The sequence below is a fragment of the Agromyces sp. GXS1127 genome, assembly GCF_050565425.1.
Classification (GTDB): Bacteria; Actinomycetota; Actinomycetes; order Actinomycetales; family Microbacteriaceae; genus Agromyces.
The window spans coordinates 152,631-170,538 of record NZ_JBOCIG010000006.1; the positions used below are offsets into that span (position 1 = coordinate 152,631).

General features: G+C 74.2%; 16 protein-coding genes. 8 read left to right on the plus strand and 8 right to left on the minus strand.

Annotation, left to right across the window (positions count from 1 at the left end):
• Nucleotides 1-106: 106 nt before the first annotated feature.
• On the minus strand, nucleotides 107-1,951 hold the full coding sequence (ggt, locus tag ACQ393_RS12505; protein WP_430647170.1) for a gamma-glutamyltransferase: 1,845 nt from the start codon (nucleotides 1,949-1,951) through the stop codon (nucleotides 107-109).
• A gap of 158 nt (nucleotides 1,952-2,109) precedes the next feature.
• On the opposite strand from ggt, the gene ACQ393_RS12510 reads away from it, so the two are divergent.
• The 3 genes from ACQ393_RS12510 to ACQ393_RS12520 are packed head-to-tail and all read left to right on the plus strand — an operon-like array spanning nucleotide 2,110 to nucleotide 5,273.
• The gene (locus tag ACQ393_RS12510) at nucleotides 2,110-3,432 is read left to right on the plus strand and encodes a LolA family protein (RefSeq protein ID WP_430647171.1); all 1,323 of its coding nucleotides are present in this window, start codon (nucleotides 2,110-2,112) and stop codon (nucleotides 3,430-3,432) included.
• Between the two features lie 10 nt (nucleotides 3,433-3,442).
• Complete coding sequence (locus tag ACQ393_RS12515; RefSeq protein WP_430647172.1) at nucleotides 3,443-4,396, plus strand: ABC transporter ATP-binding protein; 954 nt, start codon at nucleotides 3,443-3,445, stop codon at nucleotides 4,394-4,396.
• Nucleotides 4,383-5,273, plus strand: a complete 891-nt coding sequence (locus tag ACQ393_RS12520) for an ABC transporter permease (RefSeq protein WP_430647173.1) — start codon at nucleotides 4,383-4,385, stop codon at nucleotides 5,271-5,273. The genes ACQ393_RS12515 and ACQ393_RS12520 overlap by 14 nt, the downstream gene beginning before the upstream one ends.
• A 36-nt stretch (nucleotides 5,274-5,309) precedes the next feature.
• Here the strand turns inward: ACQ393_RS12520 and ACQ393_RS12525 are convergent, their stop codons facing one another.
• The 5 genes from ACQ393_RS12525 to ACQ393_RS12545 form a co-directional block, all read right to left on the minus strand.
• The gene (locus tag ACQ393_RS12525) at nucleotides 5,310-5,936 is read right to left on the minus strand and encodes an MSMEG_1061 family FMN-dependent PPOX-type flavoprotein (protein WP_430647174.1); all 627 of its coding nucleotides are present in this window, start codon (nucleotides 5,934-5,936) and stop codon (nucleotides 5,310-5,312) included.
• A gap of 80 nt (nucleotides 5,937-6,016) precedes the next feature.
• A complete protein-coding gene (locus ACQ393_RS12530) occupies nucleotides 6,017-6,502 on the minus strand; it encodes a hypothetical protein (RefSeq protein ID WP_430647175.1) in 486 nt (161 codons plus the stop codon).
• Nucleotides 6,503-6,542: 40 nt separating this feature from the next.
• Nucleotides 6,543-7,439: an ATP-binding cassette domain-containing protein gene (locus tag ACQ393_RS12535; RefSeq protein ID WP_430647176.1), complete on the minus strand. Its 897-nt coding sequence runs from the start codon at nucleotides 7,437-7,439 to the stop codon at nucleotides 6,543-6,545.
• Complete coding sequence (locus ACQ393_RS12540; RefSeq protein WP_430647177.1) at nucleotides 7,436-8,629, minus strand: putative F420-0 ABC transporter permease subunit; 1,194 nt, start codon at nucleotides 8,627-8,629, stop codon at nucleotides 7,436-7,438. The genes ACQ393_RS12535 and ACQ393_RS12540 overlap by 4 nt, the downstream gene beginning before the upstream one ends.
• On the minus strand, nucleotides 8,629-9,642 hold the full coding sequence (locus tag ACQ393_RS12545; RefSeq protein WP_430647178.1) for a putative F420-0 ABC transporter substrate-binding protein: 1,014 nt from the start codon (nucleotides 9,640-9,642) through the stop codon (nucleotides 8,629-8,631). The genes ACQ393_RS12540 and ACQ393_RS12545 overlap by 1 nt, the downstream gene beginning before the upstream one ends.
• A gap of 297 nt (nucleotides 9,643-9,939) precedes the next feature.
• Here ACQ393_RS12545 and ACQ393_RS12550 point away from each other — a divergent pair, with 297 nt between their 5' ends.
• Nucleotides 9,940-10,410 carry a hypothetical protein gene (locus ACQ393_RS12550; protein ID WP_430647179.1) on the plus strand — a complete coding sequence of 157 codons (471 nt, stop codon included), beginning with the start codon at nucleotides 9,940-9,942 and terminating at the stop codon, nucleotides 10,408-10,410.
• Nucleotides 10,411-10,425: 15 nt separating this feature from the next.
• Here the strand turns inward: ACQ393_RS12550 and cofD are convergent, their stop codons facing one another.
• Nucleotides 10,426-11,496 carry a 2-phospho-L-lactate transferase gene (gene cofD / locus ACQ393_RS12555; RefSeq protein ID WP_430647180.1) on the minus strand — a complete coding sequence of 357 codons (1,071 nt, stop codon included), beginning with the start codon at nucleotides 11,494-11,496 and terminating at the stop codon, nucleotides 10,426-10,428.
• 99 nt (nucleotides 11,497-11,595) lie between these two features.
• Between cofD and ACQ393_RS12560 the strand changes: the two genes are divergently transcribed.
• The gene (locus tag ACQ393_RS12560) at nucleotides 11,596-13,035 is read left to right on the plus strand and encodes a DUF1254 domain-containing protein (protein WP_430647181.1); all 1,440 of its coding nucleotides are present in this window, start codon (nucleotides 11,596-11,598) and stop codon (nucleotides 13,033-13,035) included.
• A 12-nt stretch (nucleotides 13,036-13,047) separates the two neighbouring features.
• Here the strand turns inward: ACQ393_RS12560 and ACQ393_RS12565 are convergent, their stop codons facing one another.
• The gene (locus ACQ393_RS12565; protein ID WP_430647182.1) at nucleotides 13,048-14,037 is read right to left on the minus strand and encodes a zinc-binding alcohol dehydrogenase family protein; all 990 of its coding nucleotides are present in this window, start codon (nucleotides 14,035-14,037) and stop codon (nucleotides 13,048-13,050) included.
• Between the two features lie 83 nt (nucleotides 14,038-14,120).
• Here ACQ393_RS12565 and ACQ393_RS12570 point away from each other — a divergent pair, with 83 nt between their 5' ends.
• From ACQ393_RS12570 to ACQ393_RS12580, 3 genes are all read left to right on the plus strand, one after another.
• Entirely contained in the window at nucleotides 14,121-14,768 is a 648-nt protein-coding gene (locus ACQ393_RS12570; RefSeq protein WP_430647183.1) for a phosphoribosyltransferase, read from the plus strand.
• A 10-nt stretch (nucleotides 14,769-14,778) separates the two neighbouring features.
• Entirely contained in the window at nucleotides 14,779-15,654 is an 876-nt protein-coding gene (locus tag ACQ393_RS12575; protein WP_430647184.1) for an LLM class flavin-dependent oxidoreductase, read from the plus strand.
• Between the two features lie 122 nt (nucleotides 15,655-15,776).
• Complete coding sequence (locus ACQ393_RS12580; RefSeq protein ID WP_430647185.1) at nucleotides 15,777-17,837, plus strand: elongation factor G; 2,061 nt, start codon at nucleotides 15,777-15,779, stop codon at nucleotides 17,835-17,837.
• The last annotated feature ends 71 nt before the right edge of the window (nucleotides 17,838-17,908 follow it).

The following is a 17,908-nucleotide window of genomic DNA, read 5'->3' on the forward strand; positions in this document are numbered from 1 at the left end:
GCGCGCCCGACGGTCGAGGAGGACGCGCAGGTCCGATCGGTGGTCGGTGAGGACGCGCAGCGCCCGTATCGAGACCCGCCGCGCGGCTACCCGACCACCCGGCACCTCACTCGGCCGGCTCGAGCACCAGCCCCGTTCCGCCTCCGCGCCGCTCCGGCTCGGCCGCGGCGATCATGAGACCGTCGGCATCCACCTCGATCGTCGCGGCCGCACCGATCTCGCCGGTCGGGTTGATCACGTGACCGTAGGGCGCGAGGTCGTCGGCGTACTCGGCGATGAAGTCGGCCTCGGCGAGGACCGCGGCGGTGTTGCGCTGCGTTGCCCGCGGCGCCGCGACCGCCTCGGGCATCGACATGCCGAGGTCGATGCGGTTGAGCAGGATCTGCACGACGGTCGTGATGATGGTCGACCCGCCGGGCGAGCCGACCACGTACCGCACGTCGCCGTCGTCGAGCACGATCGTCGGCGACATCGACGAACGCGGACGCTTGCCGGGCTCGACGATGTTCGGGTCGTCCGGGTTCGGCACGAAGCTGAAGTCGGTCAGCTCGTTGTTCAGGAGGAACCCGCGGCCCGGCACGGTCATGCCCGATCCGCCCGTCTGCTCGATCGTGAGCGTGTACGCGACGGCGTTGCCCCAGCGGTCGACGACCGAGAGGTGCGTGGTCGACATGCCCTGGTCGACGGATGCCGCGGCCGCGGCGACCTCGCAGCCGGTGGCGCCGAGGTCGCCGGGCGCGACCGGCTTGACCGATGCCTGCTCGGGGTCGATCTCGCAGGCCCGAGCGTCGGCGAACGCCTGGCTGAGCAGCGTCTCGGTCGGCACGTCGACGAACGCCGGGTCGCCGACGTACGCGTTCCGGTCGGCGAACGCGTGCGCGGTCGACTCGAGGTAGAGGTGCAGCGCCTGCCCCGGGTCATCCGCCGACGGTTCGAAGTTCTCGAGGATGTTCAGCGACTCGCCCACGGTCGTGCCGCCCGACGACGACGGCGCCATGCCGTACACGTCGAGGCCGCGGTACTCGACGTGCGTCGGGTCCTGCAGCAGCGTCTCGTAGTCGGCGAGGTCGTCTGCGGTCATGAAGCCCGGGTAGGCGGGCAGCGCGGCGCCGTCGGTCGTGATCGGGTCCTGCACGAGGTCGGCGATCTCCTCGGCGATCGCGCCGTCGTAGAACGCGTCCGTGCCGCGCAGCGCGATCTCCCTGAGCGTCCTCGCCAGGTCGGGGTTCCGGAACGTCGAGCCGACCACGGGCGGCTCGCCGTCGGGCAGGAACAGCTCGGCCGTCGCCGGGAACTGCGCGAACCGCGCCTCGTTCGCCGCGGTCTGCGCGCGGAAGGTCTCGTCGACCGTGAACCCGCGCGTCGCGAGCAGGATCGACGGCTTCAGCATCTCCTTCAGCGATTCGGTGCCGAATTCGTCGAGCGCGGCCTCCCAGGTCGCGAGCGTGCCGGGCACGCCGACCGACAGGCCGGACGACACCGCGTTCGAGAACGAGTAGGGCGTCCCGGTCGCGGGGTCGATGAACGCGTCGCTCGCCATCCCCACGGGCGCCGTCTCGCGCCCGTCGATCGTCGTCACCTCACCCGTCGCGGCGTCGAAGTACACGAAGTACCCGCCGCCGCCGATGCCGGCGCTGTACGGCTCGGTCACGCCGAGCGCGGCGGCGGTCGCGACCGCGGCGTCGGCTGCGTTGCCGCCCTTCCGCAGCACCTCGAGCCCGATGCGGCTGGCCTCGGCGTCGACGGATGACACGGCACCGCCGTACCCCGTCGAGGTGGCGGGCGCCGGCGGTGCGGGCCGGCCGGCGCTCGCGGGCGGACCCGGCGGCGTCGTCGGCGGTGCGGCCGCGGCGGGTGCGCCGATGGCGAGTGCCCCGGCGGCGGCGATGGCGACGGCGGTCATGAGGCCGGTGCGCCGGAGTGCTGAGCGCGAACGGACGTCGGTGTCCATGGTTCCCCCCGAACTGGTTACAGACGAATGGTGCCCACGCTAGCCCCACGGGGCGACACCGGGCTAGAGGGTTGCGACGATTCGGCGTTGCGCGCCGGCAGCCTGCGAGTTCTCTCCGGACGGGCGCCGGGGCGCCGCAGCGGGCGTAGCCTGAGGACATGAGCCCACGCCGCACCGGGCCGTCGCGAGCCCGCATCGTCGTCCCCGCCGTCGGCGTGCCGGTGGCGATCGCAGTGGCGGTGCTCGTTCCGATGCAGGCGAACGCCACCGTCGACCTGCCCGACCTCACCGCCGAGGAACTCGTCGAGTTCGCGCACACGAGCGACGTCGACGCGCTGTCCGGTGCGATCGAGCAGCGATCCGAGCTCGGGCTCCCCGACCTCGGATCGCTGATGGGCGGCTCGCGCGCGGCCGCCGACGACGCGGAGGCGGATGCCGCGGCATCCGACGCCCTCACCGACCTCGTGTCGCTCGCCACCGGGAGCTTCGACGCGAACGTCTACCTCGACGGCGACTCGGCGCGGTTGCAGGTGCTCGACCGCATGGCCGAGCGGAACGTGTACGTGAACCCCGGCGAGGCGTGGTTCGTCGACTCCGAGTCGCAGACGGCGACCCGGCTGAGCGTCGACGACGACGCCGACCTCGAGGGCCTCGAGGCCGAGCTCGACCGCCTCGCGGACGAGGCGGAGGCCGACGCCGAGGCCGCCCTTCCCGACGGCGAGCAGCTGCCGACCCCCCAGCAGCTGCTCGACCGCGCGCTCGATCGGCTCGACGAGACCACGGAGGTCTCCGTCGGGACCGACGGGCGCGTCGCGGGCCGCGACGCCTACGAGCTCCTGCTCGAGCCGCGCACCGACGAGACGCTCGTCGGCGAGATCCGCATCGCGATCGACGGCGAGAACGGGGCGGCGCTGGCGGCATCCGTCACCGCGCGCGGCGCCGAGGCGCCCGCGTTCGAGGTCGCGTTCACCGAGGTCTCGTTCGAGGCGCCCGACGCGTCGGTCTTCGCGTTCGAGCCGAGTGACGCGTATGCCGTGGAGGAGGAGGTCCTGCCGCTGCCGACGGTGGACGAGCTCCGGCAGCGGATCGCCGACGTCGAGGCGCGCGCGGCCGAGGGGACCGAGGGCGGGACGGATGCCGCGCCGGACCTGCCGCACCCGATCGTCCACGGCGGGGGCTGGGCGACGGCCGTCGAGATCGATGCCGCGACCGCGGCGACGCTGATGGCCGAGCACCGCGCCGGCGGCACCGGCGACGAGCCGCCCGGCACCGGCGACGCCGAGGCGGTCGCACCGGCCACCGAGCCGCCGTTCACCGAGGGCGAGGCGCTCGACCTGCTCGACGCCCTCACCACGCCGGTCGACGGCGGGCGGGCGCTCCAGACGTCGCTGCTGTCGGTGCTGTTCACCGACGACGGTCGGGTGCTCGCCGGGTCGGTCCCGGTCGGCACGCTCGTCGGCTACGCCGGGTCGGGTCGCTGACGGGCCGCCGGTGAGCGACCTCGCGATCCGGACGACCGGGCTCACCAAGCGCTTCCGCGCGCAGACCGCGGTCGACGGCATCGACCTCGCCGTGCCGCGCGGCTCGGTGTTCGGGTTCCTCGGCCCGAACGGATCGGGCAAGACCACCACGATCCGGATGCTGCTCGGGCTCGTCGGCGCGACCTCCGGAACCGCGATCGTGCTCGGCACCGACATGCCGAAGGGGCTCGATGCGGTGCTGCCGCACGTCGGCGCGCTCGTCGAGGGTCCGGCGTTCGCGCCGTTCCTCTCCGGCGCCGCGAACCTCGCACGTTTCGACGCCGCCGACCGGCACGCGCCGCCGTCGACCCGTGCCGACCGCGTCGCGGCCGCGCTCGACCGCGTCGGGCTCTCGCACGCCGCCCGCAAGAAGGCCGGCGCCTACTCGCTCGGCATGAAGCAGCGCCTCGGTCTCGCCAACGCCCTGCTCATGCCGCGCGACCTGCTCGTGCTCGACGAGCCGACGAACGGCCTCGACCCGCAGGGCACGCGCGAGGTCCGATCGCTCATCCGCTCGTTCGCGGCCGACGGCACGACCGTGTTCGTCTCGAGTCACCTCCTCGCGGAGGTCGAGCAGCTCTGCACCCATGTGGGCGTGATGAGCGCCGGTCGGCTCGTCGCGCAGGGCACGCTCGACGACCTCCGCCGGTCGGGCGTGTCGCGCGTGGAGGTCGTCACGCCCGATCCCGGGGCTGCCCGCGTGGTCCTGGCACGGTCGGGTCTGGCGACGGATCCCGCCGCGCCCACCGACGCCGGCGACGCCGTCGTGACCGCCGAGCTCGGCGAGCACGCGCCGGCCGCCGAGGCGATCGTCGCGGCGCTCGTGCGCGACGGCGTGCGGATCCGCGGGTTCGCGGTGCGCCGCACGAGCCTCGAGCAGCGGTTCGTCGAGCTCACGGGGGAGGGCTTCGATGTCGTCGCCTGAGGCCGCGACGGCCACGACCGTCGTCGGCGCCGCGACGAGCGGGGAGCCGACGCGCCGCGGCGGCGGCCTCGCCTCGCTCCTCGCCTCCGAGACCGCGACGCTCTTCCGCCGGTGGCGCACCTGGGCGATGCTGGCCGCGCTCGCGCTCATCCCGATCCTCATCGCCGTCGCGATCCGCCTCGCGGGGCCCTCGAGCCCGGGTCGCGGGCCCGCGTTCCTCGACCAGGTCGCCGGCAACGGGCTGTTCGTCGGCGTCACGGCCCTCGTCGTCGCCACGCCGCTCTTCCTGCCCCTGACCATCGCGGTCGTCTCGGGCGACGCGATCGCGGGCGAGGCGAGCTTCGGCACCCTGCGCTACCTGCTGATCGCGCCGGCCGGTCGCCTGCGCCTGCTGTCGGTGAAGTACGTGGTCGCCGCCGTGTTCTGCGCGGCGGCCGCCCTCACCGTCATCGCGGTGGGCACGCTCATCGGCTGGACGCTGTTCCCGATCGGGCCGGTGACGCTGCTCTCCGGCGGCGAGATCTCCGTCGGCGAGGGGGTGCTCCGCCTCCTCGCGATCGGGGCGTACGTCGCGGTGTCGATGCTCGGCCTCTCGGCGATCGGCCTCTTCGCCTCGACGCTCACGGTCGTGCCGGTCGGTGCGATGGCCGCGACCGCGATCCTCGCCGTCGTCGCGCAGATCATCGGCGCCATCCCCCAGCTCGAGTGGGCCCACCCGTTCCTGTTCACCGACCGCTGGTTCGACTTCGCCGACCTGCTGCGCTCGCCGCCGTCGTGGGAGTCCTTCGGCGACAACGCCATGCTTCAGGCCGCGTGGATCGCGCTGTTCGGCGGGCTCGCCGCCTGGCGGTTCGCGACGCGCGACATCCTGTCCTGAGGTCGGCCCGGGCGGTGCGGATGCCGCGACCGCGCACTACCCGTAGATGCGCTCGGCGTACGACGGGCCGTAGTACTCGTCGAGGTCGGCGACATCCGCCTCGGGCCGTTCGAGGGCCTTGGCGATGAGCGCGCGCCGGCGGACGGCGTCGGGCGTCCACGACTCCGGCTTCCACGTCTGCGAGCGGAGGAACGCCTTCGAGCAGTGGAAGAACACCTCGTCGATGTCGACGATGAGGGCGAGGGCGGGCCGGTGCCCCTTCACGACCAGCTCGTCGAAGAACGGTGCGTCGCGCACGATCGTCGCGCGGCCGTTGATGCGAAGGGTGTCGCCGCGGCCCGGCACGACGAAGATCAGCCCGACATGGGGGTTCCGGAGCACGTTGTGGAATCCGTCGGCCCGCCGGTTGCCCGGTCGCTCGGGGATCGCGATGGTCGTGTCGTCGAGCACGTGCACGAACCCTGCCGGGTCGCCCTTCGGCGAGACGTCGAGGTCGCCGTGGTCGTCGCCGGTCGCGACGAAGGCGAGGGATGCCGCGGCGAGCCATTCGCGGTCGATCTCGCTGAGGTTGTCGCGCGCCTTCTCGGCTGCCGCTCTCGTCGGGGCGCCGAGGATCGCCTCGAGTTCGTCCGACGTGGTCACCGGGATGCCGCGTTCGCTCATGCGTCCCATCCTGCACCCGGTGCACCGCACCCGGCGCACCGCGCCCGGCGCACCGCGCCCGGCGCTCGGCGCCGCCGCGGTCAGCCGATCGCGGCGCGGCGCTCGCCGATGCTCGGCGGGAGCTTGCAGAGGTCGTAGAAGTAGCGGGTCGGCGCGGACTCGTCGGTCAGGTCGATGATGACGTTCGTCGACGCGTGGGGGAGTTCGTCGCCCGCGAGCGTCCAGACCGTGAAGTGCCAGATGCCGCGGACGGCGTCGTTGAGCAGGCGCCGACCGTCGACGACCAGCACGGTGTCGTCGGCCTCGGCCCCCGCGAGCCTGCCGGCGCGGAACGGCTCGACGGTCTCCGCACGGAGATCGGCCTCCGAGACGTCGCCGAGCGAGGCCCGCACGGCGGGCTGCCCGCGTTCGACGAGCGTCGTCGCGAGGTCGTCGGCGAACCGTGCGGCGGATGCCTCGGAGGCGCCCTCCACCGCGACGAGCCGTCGCCCGCGCCACGAGTTGTGCAGGAACTCCTCCGCGACGGACTCGACGAGCTCTCGGCGGTCCTCGGTCACCTGTGCCATGGCGGCCACGCTACGCCGATGCCCGCGCTGCGGCATCCGCTCAGGCCGGCTCGGGCGCAGGCGCCGGCTCGGGCGCGACGGGCTCGTCCGCGGCGGCGGGAGCGAACGCGAGCAGCGGCCGACCCGTCGACGGATGCCGCAGCACGCTCGCCTCCACGCCCCAGACCGCGCGGATGAGCGGCGGCGTGAGCACCTCGGACGGGTCGCCCGCGGCGACCACGACCCCGTCGGCGAGCACGACGACGTGGTCGGCGTACGAGGCGGCGAGCGACAGGTCGTGCAACGCCGCGAGCACGCTGAGCCCGTCGTCGGCGAGGCGGCGCAGCAGCCCGAGCGTCGACAGCTGCGAACGGATGTCGAGGTGGTTCGTCGGCTCGTCGAGGAGCAGCAGCTCGGGCTCCTGCGCGAGCGCGCGCGCGAGGTTCACGCGTTGGCGCTCGCCGCCCGAGAGCTCGTCGTAGCGACGGCTCGCGAACGCGGCCGCGTCGGCGGCGTCGAGCGCCCGCGCGACGATCTCGCGATCGCGGACCGAGTCGCCGCCCCACGCCGACTGGTGCGGGATGCGGCCGAGCCCGACCACGTGCTCGACGTCGAGGCCGTCGGGCGCCTGCGCGTCCTGTTCGACGAGCGCGATGCGGCGGGCGCGTTCGCGCCGCCGCAGCGACACGAGGTCATCGCCGTCGAGCGTGAGCGCGGCGACCTCCGGACGCTCGACGCCCGCGAGCAGGTGCAGCAACGTGGACTTGCCGGCGCCGTTCGGGCCGAGGAGCGCGCCCACTGCGCCGCGCGGCACGGTGAGGTCGACGCCGTCGACGACGAGCCGGGAGCCGCGCGCGAACGAGACGCGCGAGCCCTCGAGGCCCGCGCCGGGCCGCGCCGGGCCGAGCCCGTCCGACGCCTCGGGAACGCGGCCGCCGCCGGCCCGCCCGGCGTTCACGACGCCCTCCTCGCGCGCAGCAGCAGCGCCGCGAACACGGGCCCGCCGACGAGCGCCGTGAGGATGCCGACCGGCAGCTCGCGCGGGTCGAACAGCGTGCGCGCGCCCGTGTCGACCCAGACCAGGAAGATCGCACCGGCGAGCGCCGAGAGCGGCAGCAGCGCGCGATGGCGCGCGCCGACGACGAGCCGCACCGCGTGCGGCAGGATGAGCCCGACGAACCCGATCGCGCCGCTCACCGCGACGAGCGCGCCCGTGAGCAGCGCGGTCGCGACGAGCAGCAGCGCGCGCGTGCGCGGCACGTGCACCCCGAGGGCGGATGCCGCGGTGTCGCCGAAGGCGAACGCGTCGAGCGTGCGCCCGGTCGCGAGCAGGGGCAGGCCGACGATCGCGATCGCGGCGCCCGCGAGGGCCGCGGCCGGCCAGCCGGCGCCGGCGAGCGAACCGAGCAGCCAGTTGAGGATCTCGCGGTAGCTGTCGGTCGTCGCGCTCCAGAAGATCACGAGGCTCGTCACGGCCCCGAACACGGCCGACACCGCGAGCCCCGCGAGCACGGTGGTGGTCGGGCTGAGTCCGCCGGCCGCGCGCGCCAGCCCGAGCGTCGCGGCGAGGGCGGCGAGGGCGCCCGCGAAGGCCGCGACCGGCAGCGCGACGGCCATGCCGAGCACGAGCACGATCACCGCGCCGACCGATGCGCCCGACGAGAGGCCGAGCAGGTACGGGTCGGCGAGCGGGTTGCGCGTGAGCGCCTGCATGACGACGCCGCAGATCGCGAGCCCGGCGCCGACCGCGGCGGCCGTGAGCACGCGCGGCATCCGCAGCTCCCACACGATCGCGTCGCGGAGCGGTGCGAGCGTCGGCTCGCCGAGCCCGAGGTGCGCGGCGATGGACGCGAGCACGTCGCCCGGTGCGAGTCCGGCCGGCCCGATGGTCACGGCGAGCACGACGGATGCCGCGAGCAGCGCGACGAGCGCGACACCGACGCCGACCGCGGTCGCCGTACCCGCACGCCGCGGGGTTCGGTCACCGCTCGAAGGTGCGCTGTGCGACCCTCCGTGCGGCCCGCCCGAGCCGCTCGACCCTGGATGCAGACCCGACGCCGGCCGCCCCGACGCCGGCCCAGCACGGCGGGCAGGCTCGACGGTCGACCGCCCCGCGGCATCCGTCGCCCTGCCCGCCTGCATCGCCATCAGACCCCCTCGAGCTGCTCCACGATCGAGGCGACCGCGTCCACGTTGCGGACGCCCGCCTCGGTCGCCGGGAAGTCGACGACCACGTACCGCCCCTGCTGGACGGCCGGCATCGCGGCGGTCGCGGGGTTCGACTCGAGCCGCTCGATCTTCGACTCCGCGGTGTTCCACGCGGCGTCGACGAGCACGATCACGTCGGGATCCGCGTCGACGACGGCCTCCCACGAGAGCGAGGTCCAGGTGTCGTGCACGTCGGCCGCGACGTTCGCCAGGCCGGCGGCCTCCATGATCATCTGCGGCGCACCGATGCCGGCGCCGACGAACGGCTGGTCGTCGCCCGAGGAGTACCAGAGCGCCGTGAGGCCGTCATCGTTCGGCTCGATCGCCTCGAGCGCGGCGCGCTGCTCGGCGACGAGGTCGGCCGCGGCATCCGTCGCACCGAAGATCTCGCCCGCCTCCTCGAAGTCGGCGAAGACGCCGTCGAAGGTCAGCGGGTCGGGCATGTAGCCCTCCGCCTTGCACGCGGCGGGCGCGACGTAGGTGCGCACGCCGAGCTGCTCGAGGGTCGCGCGGTCGCCCGCGCCCTCCGCGGTGAGGTTCGACTCCCAGCCGGCGAAGACCAGGTCGGGCTCGGCGGCGAGCGTCGCCTCCTGCGAGGGCACCTTGTCGGAGAGGGTCTCGATGCCCGCTGCCGCGTCGGCGACCTCGTCGGGGACGGGCCCGTCGGTGAACGCGGCGCCGACGATGCGGTCCTCGAGGCCGAGCGCGAGCAGGAGTTCGAGCGTCGACGACTTGATGGTGACGACCCGCTCGGGGGCGGACTCGAAGGTCACCTCGGTGCCGCAGTTGTCGACCGTGACGGGAAAGCCGGCGGCATCCGTCGCCTCGGCGAGCGGGACGTACCCGCCGTCGTCGGCGCCGGCCGAGGCGCAGCCGGCGAGCAGGGCGACGGATGCCGCGGCCGCGACGAGCGCGCCGGCGCGGCGCGGACGGAACTTGGGGGACGTGGGCATGGAACCTCCGGGACGGTGTGCGCGTTCGTTGACCGACGAAGACGTCGGCGACTCGCGGCCCAATCCCGGGCCGGCCCGACCGGTCAATCCGAACCGGCGGTCGCTCGCCAGTCTACGCAGTGCTCGGAGCGCCGTGCGCGTCCCGCCGTTCCCTGTCGGCGAACGCCGCGTCCGCGTAATCCCCGCGTAAGCGGACGGTAAGCGCACCGTCATCGCTCCCCCGTCGCCGCGGTGGGCGCGCCGGCATTGACTCATGGAGGGCCGCCGCACGGGCGGTCGGACGAAAGGGGAGACCTCATGCACACCACCCGCACCCGTACCCTGCTCGGCGCGGCCGCGGCGCTCGCCCTCGCCGCCGGCGGCGTGCTGCTCGGCGCGGCCGCGGCGAACGCCGCCGGGGTCGGCGGGCCCGCGTTCTGGGTCGACGGCGCGCAGTACCGCACCGTCGGCACGACGACCGACTTCTCGGGAACCGGCGCGCCCGTCGGGTCGTTCCAGCCGATCTACGCGTTCCCGGCCGGAACGCAGGCGAACGTCGCCACGGCCGCGCCCGGCGACGCCGACTACCGCGGCGGTCGCTGGGTCGTCACCGAGGTGCTGCTGCCGAACGGCTACGCCGCGGCGCTCGCCTCGGGCGACCTCGACGGCGACGGCGTGCTCGACTCCGACGAGGAGCTGTGGGCCGCAGCCGACGCGGGCGACCTCGCGATCGGCGGAGTGCTCCGGTCCTTCGAGTGCCCGGTGATCCCGCTCCCGGGCAACGCCTGAGCCGGTCGCGCTGAGTCAGTCGCGCCCCGCGGGCGCGGTGCCGGTCGCGGCGATGCACGCCGCGAGATCGAGCGCCGCGCCCGCGAGCGCGGCCGACGTGTCGAGGTCGCGCATCCAGAGCGGGGCGGATGCCGCGGCGAACCCGTCTCCGACGAGGTCGGGCACGGCCGCGGCATCCGTCTCGTCGACGAGCCAGCCGTCGAGCACGCCGCTCGCCGCGCGCGGGCCGTAGTGGCGGGCGACGGCCGCGGCATCCGTCTCGACGCCGATCGCGGAGAGGCACGCGTCGGCCATGCCGCGCACGACGCGTCCGCCGATGATCGGGGAGACGCCGACGACGGGGGCGGAGGTCGCGGCGAGCGCCTCGCGGATGCCCGGGATCGCGAGGATCGTGCCGATCGAGACCACGGGGTTCGACGGGGCGAGGAGCACGACGTCGGCGTCGGCGATCGCGGCCTCGACGCCCGGTGCGGGTCGCGCGCCGGCGAGGTTCCGCTGGTCGAAGCCGAGCGCCGGGATGGCGGCGCGGTAGCGCGTCCACCACTCCTGGAAGTGGAGCTCGTCGCGGCCCGCGGCGTCGGGATGCGCCGGGTCGATGCGCACGTGCGTGTCGACCTCGGTGTCGGTCGCGGGGATGAGCCGGACGCCGAGCCGCCACCGGCGCTGCAGCCGTTCGGCGACGTCGGACGGCGCGAGCCCGTCGCGGAGCCACGACGTGCGGGCGAGGTGCGTGCCGAGGTCGAGGTCGCCGAGGGTGAACCACGGCCAGCCCACACCCCACTCGCGGAGCTCGGCGGCGGCGCGCTCGGTCTCGCCCGCGCGACCCCAGCCGCGCTCGGCGTCGTTCACGCCCGCGAGGGCGTAGAGCAGCGAGTCGAAGTCGGGCACGAGGCGCACGCCCGAAAGCCACAGGTCGTCGCCGGTGTTCACGACGACGGTGATCTCGGCGGCGGTGGCCGGTGTGCCGTCGGCGGCGGGTTCGGCGCCTGCGTCGGACGCGACCGGCCACCGCCGCGCGCACTCCTCGCGCACGCCGCGCACGAACCGCGCGCCTCCGACCCCGCCAGCGAGCACCGTGATCTTCACCGTTCCACGCTAACGCCGCCGGGGCTCTTGTCCGCAGGCGCTCGGTACGGGAGTCTGGCGGAGTGCCCGCGAGGGTCGCGGGCACTCGGGGGGGACGAGATGACGCATGCCACCGGTGGGTCGACGGAAGACGGGCCGGAGACGACCTCGCCGCTCGTGCGGCAGGTGAACGGGGGCAACTGGCTGCCGCAGGCCGAGGCCGAGGGGCTTCGCGCCGAGCTGTTCCACCAGCGCGCGGTGCACGCGTACTTCACGATGCAGCCGGCACTGAACGTGATCGGGATGCGCGACGGCTCGGAGGCACGGTTCGGGAAGGGCTACCAGGTCCTGCCGATCTGGAAGGACCGGATGGACAGCCGGGCGTGGGTGCCGACGCCGAACGCCGACGTCATCTACTCGATGAGCTACCTCGACCTGAAGCAGACCGGTCCGCTCGTCGTGAACGCGCCGGCGAACGTGATCGGCATGTTCACCGACTTCTTCCAGCGCACGATCACCGACGTCGGTGCCGTCGGCCCGGATCGGGCGCGCGGCGGGCTGTACCTCCTGCTGCCGCCGGACTACGACGGTCCGGTGCCGGGCGGGTACTTCACGTTCACGTCGCGGACGTACAACGTCTTCCTGTTCTTCCGCACGATCATGGGTCGGGGCGATGGCGTGCCCGATCCTGCCGCGGGCGTCGCGGTCGCCGAGAAGACCCGGGTCTTCCCGCTCTGGGAGGAGGAGAAGGACGTCGCGCCCATGGAGTTCCCGAACGCCAGCGGCATCCGCCTCGACATGATGTACCCGACCGACTCGACGTACTGGACCAAGCTCAAGGAGTTCGTCGACTACGAGCCGGTCGCGGCGATCGACCCGGAACTCCGCGGCGTACTGGCCTCGATCGGGATCATCAAGGGTCGCCCGTTCGAGCCGACGCCCTGGCAGCGCGAGCAGCTCGATCGGGCGGTCGAGACCGCGCCGAGGATGATCCTCGCCCTCGCGCAGCTCGGGCGCGAGGACGAGCGCCAGCGGTACTACCACGACCGCCAGTGGGAGCAGGCATGGGCGGGCGGCACCAACGACTGGATGCAGGAGAGCTACCTCGACGTGAACACGAGGGCGCGGTTCTTCCAGTACGCCTACTCGTCGGCACCGGCGATGAACATGCACAGCACCGGCGCCGGATCGAAGTACCCGTACACCTACCGCGACGCCGACGGCGACTTCCTCGACGGGTCGGGAACGTACCGGTTGCACCTGCCGCCCGAGGTGCCGGCCGGGTTGTTCTGGGCGGTCACGGCGTACAACATCACGGATGGCACGATGCCCGAGACGGAGCAGCTGCTGCCGTCGACGAACGGGTACTACGACCTGCCGCAGAACGACGACGGGTCGCTCGACATCTGGTTCGGTCCGGCCAAGCCGGACGGCGTCGTGGATGCGGCGTTCATCCAGACCGTGCCGGGGCGGAACTTCATCGTCGCCCTGCGGCTGTACGGCACGGAGCACGCGTTCTACGACCAGACATGGAAGCCGGACGACATCGTGAAGGCATGACCGTCGGCGGCCTCAGGCGTCGCGGACGAGCACGAGCGAGCCCGAGGTGCGGCCGGCACGCAGATCGTCGACCGCGGCATCCGCTCGGTCGAAGGCGTACGGCGTCGCGCTGGGGGCGAGGCCGAGCCGCAGCGCGAGCCGCAGGAACTCGTCGCCGTCGGCGCGCGTGTTCGCCGTGACCGTGCGGAGGTCGCGTTCGAGGAAGAGGTGGTCGGCGTAGGTCATCGCCGGGACGTCGGTCAGGTGGATGCCGGCGAGCACGACCGTGCCGCCGCGGGTCGTCGCCTCGAGCGCCACCGGTACGAGCTCGCCCGCCGGGGCGAACACGATCGCCGCGTCGAGCGGTTCGGGCGGGGCGTCGCGCTCGCCGCCGACGAAATCGAGGCCGAGCTCGTGAGCGAGCCGCTGGTTCGCCTCGCCGCGGGTCATCGCGACGACGCTCGCGCCCGCGGCCATCGCCAGTCGCGCGGTCAGGTGGGCGCTCGAGCCGAAGCCGTAGAGTCCGAGGCGCCCGCCCGGCGGGAGGTTCGCGCGGCGGAGCGCGCGGTAGCCGATGATGCCCGCGCAGAGCAGCGGCGCGACGGCGACCGGGTCGGCGTCGGACGGCAGCGCGTACGCGAACGCCTCCGGCACCGTGGCGAACCGCGCGTAGCCGCCGTCGGCGTCCCAGCCGGTGAAGCGCGCGTCGGGGCAGAGGTTCTCGCGGCCCGACCGGCACCACCGGCACGCCCCGCAGGTCGAGCGGAGCCACGCGATCCCGACGAGGTCGCCGACGCCCGCCCGGCGCACGGCAGGGCCGGTCGCGACGACCCGCCCGACGACCTGATGGCCCGGCACGACCGGGCTGCGGTGCGACGCGAGCTCGCCGTCGATCACGTGCAGGTCGGTGCGGCACACGCCGCACGCGGCGACCTCGACGACGAGCTCGTCGCCGGCCGGTTCGGGTTCGGGGAGCGTCGTCGCGGTCAGGCGTCCGTCGCCGCGCGTGGTCCAGGCATCCATGGGGACAGCCTGACACCGCACCATCCGGTGTCGCGGGGACCAACGACCTCGCGCGGTCGCGGGAGCGCGCGCATGCTGGAGGCATGTTCCGTGATCGCGCCGACGCGGCGGCCGCCCTGCTCGAGCGGCTGGACGCGTACCGCGACGAGGACGTCGTCGTCCTCGGGCTCCCGCGCGGCGGCGTGCCGGTCGCCGCCGCGGTCGCCGAGGGGCTCGACGCCCCGCTCGACGTCATCGTCGTGCGCAAGCTCGGCATCCCGGGCCAGTCCGAGGTCGCGATGGGCGCGATCGGCGAGGGCGGCGTGCGAGTCGTCGACGACGAGCTCGTGCGTCGCGCGCGGGTCTCCGACCGTCGCCTGGCCGAGGTCGAGCGGCAGGAGCAGCAGACCCTGGGCCGCCGGGTCGTGCAACTGCGCGGCGACCGCCCGCCCGAGCCGCTCGCGGGCCGCACGGCGCTCGTCGTCGATGACGGCCTCGCCACGGGCGCGACCGCCGAGGCGGCGTGCGAGGTGGCCCGGTCGCGCGGTGCGAGCCGCGTCATCCTCGCCGTGCCGGTGGCGCCGAAGGATGCCGCGCGGCGCGTGCCGTCGGCCGACGCGGTCGTCGCGGTCGAGGTGCCCGACTGGTTCATGGCGGTCGGGCAGGCGTACGCCGACTTCCGCCAGACCCGCGACGAGGAGGTCCTCGCGCTGCTCGAGGCGGCGCGGGAACGGATGGCCGGACCGGCGTAGCGTGGCATCCATGCCCGACTACGGCCGCCCCATCGAGTTCGGAACCTTCATCACGCCGTCGGCGCTCGACCCGGAACGCACCGTCGAACTCGCGCTCGCGAGCGAGCGCGCCGGGCTCGAGTTCGTCACCTTCCAGGACCACCCGTACCAGCCGCGGTTCCTCGACACGTGGACGCTCATGAGCTGGGTCGGCGCCCGGACCGGTCGTATCCGCATCTCCGCGAACGTGCACAACCTGCTGCTGCGCCCGCCGGCCGTGCTCGCGCGCGCCGCGGCATCCCTCGACCTCCTCACGGGCGGCCGCGTCGTGCTCGGCCTCGGGGCGGGCGGGTTCGCGCCGGCCGCGGTCGCCATGGGCGCACCGAGTCGCACGCCCGCCGAGCAGGTGGGCGCGCTGGGCGAGGCGATCGCGGTGATCCGCGAACTGCACGACACGGATGCATCGGGCGGGGTGTTCCTCCACCAGGAGCACTACCCGATCCGCGGCGCCAAGCGCGGGCCCGCGCCCGTGCAGCGACCCATGCCGATCTGGCTCGGGGTGCTGAGGCCAAGGGGGCTGCGGCTCGTCGGCAGCGTCGCGGACGGCTGGCTGCCCTCGCTCGGACGGCTCGAGCACGGCGTCGAGTCGCTCGACGCCGGGCACGCGATCATCGACGAAGCGGCGCGTGCCGCCGGCCGCGAGCCCCGCGGCATCCGTCGCCTGCTCAACGTGGGGCCGCGCGACGCGCACCCGGAGGTGCTCGCCGATCTCGCGACGCAGCACGGCGTCGACACCTTCATCGTCGTCGGGGACGACCAGGCGCTGATCGAGGAGCTCGGCGCGCGCATCGCGCCGGCGACACGGGCGATCGTCGCCGAGCGGCGGGCGGCGGCTCCGGCGGACTGAGGGGGCTCCGGCGCGGGTGCGCCCCGGGGCATCCGCTGCACATCGGGACCTCCGCCCTCTGGACCTCCGGGCCTCCGCGCGCGACGATGGACGCACGGAACCGCACCGGCGCGGGAGGCCCCATGAACCAGGCATCGCCCCAGACCCACCGGACCGTCGCCCTGGTGGGCGCGTCGGGCTCGGGCAAGACCACCCTCGCGGAGGCGCTCCTGCATCGCGCCGGCGCGATCCCGCGAGCGGGGTCCGTCGAACAGGGCACCACCGTCTGCGACCACGAGCCCGAGGAGATCGCCCGGCACACGAGCCTCGGGCTCTCGCTCGCGCACCTCGACTGGACGGGGCCGGACGGCACGGCCTACACGGTGACGCTGGCCGACACCCCGGGCCATCCCGACTTCGTGGGCGCGGTCGACGCGGCGCTGTCGGTGGCGGATGTCGCGCTGATCACGGTGAGCGCGGTGGACGGCGTCGTGGCGGGGACGCGTTCGGCGTGGGAGGCCGCCGAGGCGGCCGGTGTGCCGCGGGTCGTGGTGGTCACGCAGGAGGACAAGGCGAGGGCCGACTTCCGGCGCGTGCTCGCGGAGCTCCGGGCCGAGTTCGGCGAGCACCTGTGGGCGCTGGAGCTGCCGATCGGCGAGGAGGCGTCCTTCCGGGCGATCGCCGACGTGCTGAGCGAGGAGGCGCACGTCTACGACGGCGACGGGACGCATCACGACGAACCGCTGCCGCCCGAGGCGGAGGCCGAGGAGCATGCGATGCACGTCGAGGTGACCGAGGACATCGTGTCGCACGACGATGCGCAGCTCGAGGCCTACCTCGAGGGGGAGGAGCCGTCGGCGGCCGAGCTCGAGCGGACGTTCGCGCGGGAGGTCGCCGCCGGCGAGGCGGTGCCGGTGCTCGTGTGCTCGGGGGTGAGCGGCACGGGCGTCGACCGGGTCGCGGACCTCGTCTGCGAACTCACGCCCGCCGCGACCGAACGCGACGGGCGCATCCTCATCGGGGAGGGAACCGGCGGGTCAGAGCTGAAGGTCGCGCCGATCGAGACGGGTGACACGCTCGTGCAGGTCTTCCGCACGGTCGCCGACCCGTTCGTCGGCCAGGTGTCGATGCTGAAGGTGCTCTCGGGGACCCTACGCACGGGCGACAAGCTGCGGAATGCGACCACCGGCGCGGACGAGCGGATCCACGGGCTGTTCCGGCTGCGCGGGTCCGAGCACGTGACCGCGGGCACGCTGGCCGCCGGCGAGGTCGGCGCCGTCGCCAAGCTCACCGGCTCGCCGTCTGGGTCGCTGCTGTGGTCGCGCGCCTCGGGCACCGCGCGTCCGGCGCCGACGCCGCCGCGTCCGCCCGTGTACGCCGTCGCACTCGAGCCGTCGTCGCAGTCGGACGACGAGAAGCTGCCCGTCGCGCTCGCGCGACTCACCGCCGAGGACCCGACGCTCGTGGTCGACCGGGCGGGGGACCGGACCGTCCTCCGCGGGTTGGGCGACACGCATGTGGCCGTCGCGGTCGAACGGCTCGCGCGGATCTTCGGGGTCAAGGTCGAGACGAGCCCGGCTCCGGTCGCGTACCGGGAGACGATCGCGGCTTCCGCGTCGGTCGAGGGCAAGCTCAAGAAGCAGTCGGGCGGGCACGGCCAGTTCGCGGTGGTGCAGCTGACCGTGTCGCCGTTGTCCGCAGGTGACGGGTTCGAGTTCGTCGACTCGGTGACCGGCGGTGCGGTGCCACGGCAGTACATCACCGCGGTCGAGAAGGGTGCGCGCGATGCCCTCGCCTCGGGCGGGCCGAAGGGTCACCCCGTCGTCGACGTGCGCGTCGAGCTCACCGACGGGAAGACCCACTCGGTCGACTCGTCGGACATGGCCTTCCGCACGGCGGCGTCGATCGGCGTGAAGGCGGCGCTCGCCGAGGCCGGGACGGTGCTGCTCGAGCCGGTCTCGAGCGTGACCGTGACCGTGCCGAACGACCTGCAGGGGGCGGTGCTCACCGACCTGTCGGGCCGTCGCGGGCGGGTGCACGCGACGGAGTCGGCGGCCGACGGTCGCGCGCGCGTCGTCGCGCACGTGCCCGAGTCGGAGCTCACCCGCTACGTGCTCGACCTGCGGTCGATCACCGCCGGACAGGCGGAACTCACGATCACGCCCGACCACTACGCCAAGGCGCCGAGTACCGCGCGAGCGTGAGGTCGCCGGTCCGATCGGTGGATTCGGAGGAGCGGGGTGCTGCGCGGTGCGCTGCGGTTCGGTGCGATGTG

Bases quoted from the DNA above. Each gene is read 5' to 3' on its own strand.
- ggt (WP_430647170.1), bottom strand. From the start codon at position 1,951: ATGGACACCGACGTCCGTTCGCGCTCAGCACTCCGGCGCACCGGCCTC.
- ACQ393_RS12510 (WP_430647171.1), top strand. From the start codon at position 2,110: ATGAGCCCACGCCGCACCGGGCCGTCGCGAGCCCGCATCGTCGTCCCC.
- ACQ393_RS12520 (WP_430647173.1), top strand. From the start codon at position 4,383: ATGTCGTCGCCTGAGGCCGCGACGGCCACGACCGTCGTCGGCGCCGCG.
- ACQ393_RS12525 (WP_430647174.1), bottom strand. From the start codon at position 5,936: ATGAGCGAACGCGGCATCCCGGTGACCACGTCGGACGAACTCGAGGCG.
- ACQ393_RS12530 (WP_430647175.1), bottom strand. From the start codon at position 6,502: ATGGCACAGGTGACCGAGGACCGCCGAGAGCTCGTCGAGTCCGTCGCG.
- ACQ393_RS12540 (WP_430647177.1), bottom strand. From the start codon at position 8,629: ATGGCGATGCAGGCGGGCAGGGCGACGGATGCCGCGGGGCGGTCGACC.
- ACQ393_RS12545 (WP_430647178.1), bottom strand. From the start codon at position 9,642: ATGCCCACGTCCCCCAAGTTCCGTCCGCGCCGCGCCGGCGCGCTCGTC.
- ACQ393_RS12550 (WP_430647179.1), top strand. From the start codon at position 9,940: ATGCACACCACCCGCACCCGTACCCTGCTCGGCGCGGCCGCGGCGCTC.
- ACQ393_RS12560 (WP_430647181.1), top strand. From the start codon at position 11,596: ATGACGCATGCCACCGGTGGGTCGACGGAAGACGGGCCGGAGACGACC.
- ACQ393_RS12565 (WP_430647182.1), bottom strand. From the start codon at position 14,037: ATGGATGCCTGGACCACGCGCGGCGACGGACGCCTGACCGCGACGACG.
- ACQ393_RS12570 (WP_430647183.1), top strand. From the start codon at position 14,121: ATGTTCCGTGATCGCGCCGACGCGGCGGCCGCCCTGCTCGAGCGGCTG.
- ACQ393_RS12575 (WP_430647184.1), top strand. From the start codon at position 14,779: ATGCCCGACTACGGCCGCCCCATCGAGTTCGGAACCTTCATCACGCCG.
- ACQ393_RS12580 (WP_430647185.1), top strand. From the start codon at position 15,777: ATGAACCAGGCATCGCCCCAGACCCACCGGACCGTCGCCCTGGTGGGC.